This is a genomic window from Kitasatospora putterlickiae, from assembly GCF_039527695.1.
GTDB lineage: Bacteria > Actinomycetota > Actinomycetes > Streptomycetales > Streptomycetaceae > Kitasatospora > Kitasatospora putterlickiae.
In genome coordinates this window covers 1-4,558 of record NZ_BAAAKJ010000541.1, presented here as the reverse complement: position 1 = coordinate 4,558, position 4,558 = coordinate 1, and the positions used below count along the sequence as shown (strand labels likewise).

The window sequence follows — 4,558 nt, the reverse complement described above, 5'->3', positions numbered from 1 at the left end:
CTCGGACGGGCCGCAGGCGGATGCGGCCGGTCCGAGGGAGCCCGGGTCCTGCGCGGGTGCGTCCCCGCGGCGCTGCCGGCCGCCGGGGACGCACCCGTCGGGGTGGTCGGAGCGTCAGAAGGGCAGGACGCGGCGGAGGAAGACGTCGTTCCAGAAGTTGGCGTCGCCGTCGACCAGGGTGCCGTCGCCCGAGGTGAACAGGACGGCGGTGCCCAGGCCGCCGACGACCGGGTCGTAGGAGCCGCCGGTGGACTGGGAGCCGTCGGCGGCCACGCTGACCCGCTCGGTGCGGCCGGTCCACAGGTCGTGCCGGAAGACGTCGACGGTGTGGTTGGTGTCGCCCGGGACGAGGTTGTCGGCGTTGGAGTTGAAGTACACCCAGCGGTTGCCCGGGGCGATGACCGGCGCGGAGGAACTGCCGGTGGTGACGGTGCCGGGCAGGGCGATCGGCAGCCGGCGGACCGCGCCCGTCCGCAGGTCGCGGACGAAGAGTTCCTGGTGGCGGGAGTCGTTGTCGGGTCCGTTGTAGACGAGGTAGGAGTAGACGGCGAGGCGGCCGTCGGGGCTGATCGTGCCGGTGGCCGCGGGGTGCGGCGCGCCGGACTCGTCGGCGCTGGCGATCGTGGTGCGGCCGGAGGACAGGTCGTGGACGTAGTAGGGGTACTGGCGGGGCGGCCGGGCGGCCGTCTCGCCGCCGTGGAGGTAGCGGCGGCGGGGCCTGGGCTGCTCGGCCTCGTCGTCGGCGGCGGCCTGCGCGTCGGCCGGGTCCTCGACGGCCGGGCCGCCCTCGGTGCGCGGCACCAGGTTGGTGGCGCGGGAGATGAAGCCGACGCTCCCGCCGTCCGCGCTGATCACCGGCCAGAAGGAGTGGCGGTTGGCCGGTGAGCCGTTCGCGCCGATCGTGAGCAGGCGGGTGGTGTGCTGCCGGCGGTCGGTGACGTAGATGTTGATCGTGCCGTAGGGTCCGGCGCCGGGCGCCAGGTCGTCGCGGGTCGAGGCGAAGGCCACGTAGCGGCCGTCGGCGCTGATCGACGGCTCGTTGGCGTACCGGTCGGGTTCCAGCTGGGCCGGGCCGCCGGCCGTGATCCACTCGATCCCGCCGGTCCACAGGTCGCGGAGGTAGACGTCGGTCGTGCCGTTGGTGTCCTCCGGGACGAGGCCGGCCAGGGAGGTGAACACCACGGAGCGGCCGAGGGCGTCGATCTCGCCCTCGTAGGAGTAGCCGTCGGCCTGGGCGCCCGTGGAGGTGAGGCTGATCCGCTCGACGCCGCCGGTCCACAGGTCGCGGACGAAGACGTCGGTCGTGCCGTTGGTGTCGCCCGGCACGATGTTGGTGGCGTCGGAGTCGAAGACGGCCCAGCGGCCGCTGGCGCTCAGCCCGGTGGCCAGGCTCCCGGTGTCCGGCTCGGCGCCGCCGATACCGGTGCTGATCCGGGCCGTGCGCGCCCAGAGCCCCCCGGCGTGCGCGGTGTCCGCCTGCGCCGCGCCGGCCGGGGCCGGGTCGGCCTCGGCGGGGACGACCGCGGTGACCCCGGCGAGGACGGCGGCGGCCAGCACTGCGGCGGCCCGCACCGCGCGTGGTCCCCGGGTGGCGCGTGCGCTGCGTGCGACCGGTGGTGTGGTGGTCATGGCGGGTTCCTCCCCTGCTCGCGCCTCACCGCGCGCCCGGCCCGGCACCGCCGCGCGGCCCGCCCCCCTCGGCGGTCGGCTGGGTACGAGCCAACCGCCGGGCAGGACCCGGGTCAATGCCCCGGACACCGCTTTGATGAGAACCCGTCAACCCGGGGTCTGCGCGGTGAAGGGTTCCGCCCGGCGGACCCGGAACGGCCGTTTCCGGCCACGGCGCGGACGGGGCACGAGGGTGCCGTGGGACTGGAGGTGCCGGTGGGGCGGGGGGTGGGGCGGGCAGGAAGCAACGCGTCCGGAGGGGCGCTCTCCGGACGCCGCGGGAAGGGCCGGCAACGGCCCAACCCGGGCCCGCCGCAGGCCTGTGCGGCCCGCCCGGCGCGCCCCTACGATGTGAGCGCCGTCGGGCCTGACCCCCGACCCCGCCCCTGCCGGCCGACGCCGGGCAGCACCGGTCCCCTCCCTGACGGACCGGTCGCCCCGTCGGGCGCCGCGTGCCCGGCTCACCCCGGGCACGAGCGGAGCAGCGGGGCGGGCACCACCGCGCAGGCCGCCCGTGACCACCCACACCCAAGGGGTATGCCCATGCACGCCGGCACCGTCGTACCACCGGTCAGACCCGTCCCCGCCGACCGCGCGTTCCGCGCGGTTCGCGCCCTGCTGCTCGTCCTCGCCGTCCTGGCCGCCCTGGTGGGCGTCAGCCTCCCGGCGGCCGGCCCGGCGCACGCCGCGGTGCCCGACCGCTGGGGCTTCGCCTACCTCGACAACCCGACCCCGCCGCCGGGGTACGTCCCCGACACCACGCGCCAGTGGGGCAGCTGGCCCTCGCCGGCCACCAACCCGGTGCGGGTCGACAAGGTCGGCACCGGCTCCTACGTCGTGCACTTCCCGCTGATCGCCGGCCCCGGAGGCATCGCGCACGTCACCGCCGTCGCCCGCACCGGGTCCTGGTGCCAGGTCCGGGGCTGGGCCACCGCGGGCTCCGGTCAGGACGTCGCCGTCGGCTGCTACCGCACGGGCGGGGCGCCCGAGGACAACCGCTTCACCGTCCTCTACACCACCAGCAGCGGCGTGCCGTCCCCGGCCGTCGGCGGCTACGGCTACGTCTTCGCCAACCCGACCGGGTCGGTGGTCACCCAGTACAACTCGACCGGCGGCACCAACGTCGTCGGCTCCGGGGGCACCGGCATCTGGAAGGTCTGGCTGCCGGGCCTGGGCCAGCCCACCCAGGCCGGCAACCTGGAGGTCACCGCCGTCGACGCGGCCAACGGCGCGCGCTGCAAGGTCGCCGACTGGGCGCCCTCCACGACCGGCCAGACCGTCATCGTCAACTGCTACAACGCGGGCAACGTCCTGTACAACACCCGCTGGACGCTGAGCTACTCGGAGAAGCGGGCGGTGCACGGGCCGGCCCTGCCGCCCAACTTCTACGGCTACCTCTGGTTCAACGGCGGCGTGCCGGGCGGGACCAACTTCAACTCCTCCGGCGCGGTCAACACGCTCGGCGGCTCCGTCCCCTACACCGTCAACCTGCCGAACATCGCCGTGCCCTCCGACACCGCGCAGGTCACCGCCTTCGGGCCCGGCCCGGACCACTGCACCCTGGCCACTCCGTGGAACCGCAGCGCCGGGACGGTGAACCTCTTCCCCATCTGCTTCAACGCCTCCGGGTCGCCGGTCCCGTCCCGCTTCTTCACCGCGTACACCTCGGCGTCCTGATCCGCCGACGGCCGGGCCCGGGGCGCACCACCGCCCCGGGCCCCGCCCGTTCCCGTGCCCCGGCAGCCCACCGACCGCTACCCGTCCCCGGCCCTCCCGGCCTCCCTATCCTCCGGTTCCGCGAACCAGCCCGATGATCATTCGTCAGCCACGCCTTAGGGTGAGCGGGGTCCCACTACCGCGTCCCCACCCCCGGAGCACCCGTGCTGCACCTGCGTCTGATCGTCCCCGCCGACCTGCGCGACGCCGTGCTGAGCCGCCTGGACGACTGCGTCGGCGTGACCCACGTGGTCCTGCTGCCCGACGCGGCCGTCCGGCCGGCCGGGGACGTGGTGCTCTGCGACGTGGCCCGGGAGTCGGCGGACGAGGTGCTCGCCGGGCTGCGCGGGACGGGGCTGACCGAGCGCGGCGCGATCGACGTCCAGGAGGTCGAACTGACGCTCTCGGCCGCCGCCGACGAGGCCGAGCGGCTCGCCCCGGGTGAGGGCGCGGACGCGCTGGTCTGGGAGGAGGTCTCCGACATCACCCACGAGGAGTCCACCCTCACCGGCGTCTACCTGGCCTTCCTCGCCGTGGCGACGATGCTGGCCGCCTGCGGCGCGGTGCTGGACAGCGCGATCCTGGTGGTCGGGGCGATGGCGGTGGGGCCGGAGTTCGGGCCGCTCGCCGGGCTCTGCGTGGCACTGGTGCAGCGGCGCGCGCGGCCGGCGCTGCGCTCGCTGAACGCGCTGATCGCCGGTTTCGCGGTCGCGATGGCGCTGACCGTCGGTTTCTCCCTGCTCATGGACGGCCTGGGGCTGTTCAGCCACGAGCGGTTCGAGGCGGCCCGGCCGAACACCTCGTTCATCTGGCAGCCGGACGCGACCTCCTTCGTGGTGGCCTTCCTCGCGGGCGTCGCCGGACTGCTCTCGCTGACCTCGTCCAAGGCGGGCCTGCTGGTCGGCGTGGCGATCTCGGTGACCACGGTCCCCGCCGCCGCCAACGCGGCGGTCGCCCTCGGGTACGGGGACTTCCGGCAGTTCTGGGGCTCCAGCCTGCAACTGCTGCTGAACATGGCGGGGATCGTGCTGGCCGGGGTGCTCACGCTGCTGGTGCAGCAGGGCGCCTGGCGGCGCATCCGGAGCCGGGCCGCCGCCGGCGGCCGGTCCGCCTGAGCCACCGGACGGCCTGCCTGAGCCACCCGCCGGCCCGCCTGAGCCGCCCCGGCCCGGCG

General features: G+C 75.3%; 3 protein-coding genes. 2 read left to right on the top strand and 1 reads right to left on the bottom strand.

The genetic code is table 11. From position 1 onward, the window contains the following. Positions 1-114: 114 nt before the first annotated feature. Positions 115-1,629 carry a TolB family protein gene (locus ABD308_RS39010; protein WP_344345810.1) on the bottom strand — a complete coding sequence of 505 codons (1,515 nt, stop codon included), beginning with the start codon at positions 1,627-1,629 and terminating at the stop codon, positions 115-117. 576 nt (positions 1,630-2,205) lie between these two features. On the opposite strand from ABD308_RS39010, the gene ABD308_RS39005 reads away from it, so the two are divergent. Together ABD308_RS39005 and ABD308_RS39000 are read left to right on the top strand one after the other, a co-directional pair. Continuing rightward, positions 2,206-3,345, top strand: coding sequence for a hypothetical protein (locus ABD308_RS39005; protein ID WP_344345808.1), 1,140 nt, complete (start codon positions 2,206-2,208; stop codon positions 3,343-3,345). Positions 3,346-3,548: 203 nt separating this feature from the next. Next, the gene (locus ABD308_RS39000) at positions 3,549-4,499 is read left to right on the top strand and encodes a DUF389 domain-containing protein (protein ID WP_344345806.1); all 951 of its coding nucleotides are present in this window, start codon (positions 3,549-3,551) and stop codon (positions 4,497-4,499) included. Positions 4,500-4,558 lie beyond the last annotated feature (59 nt).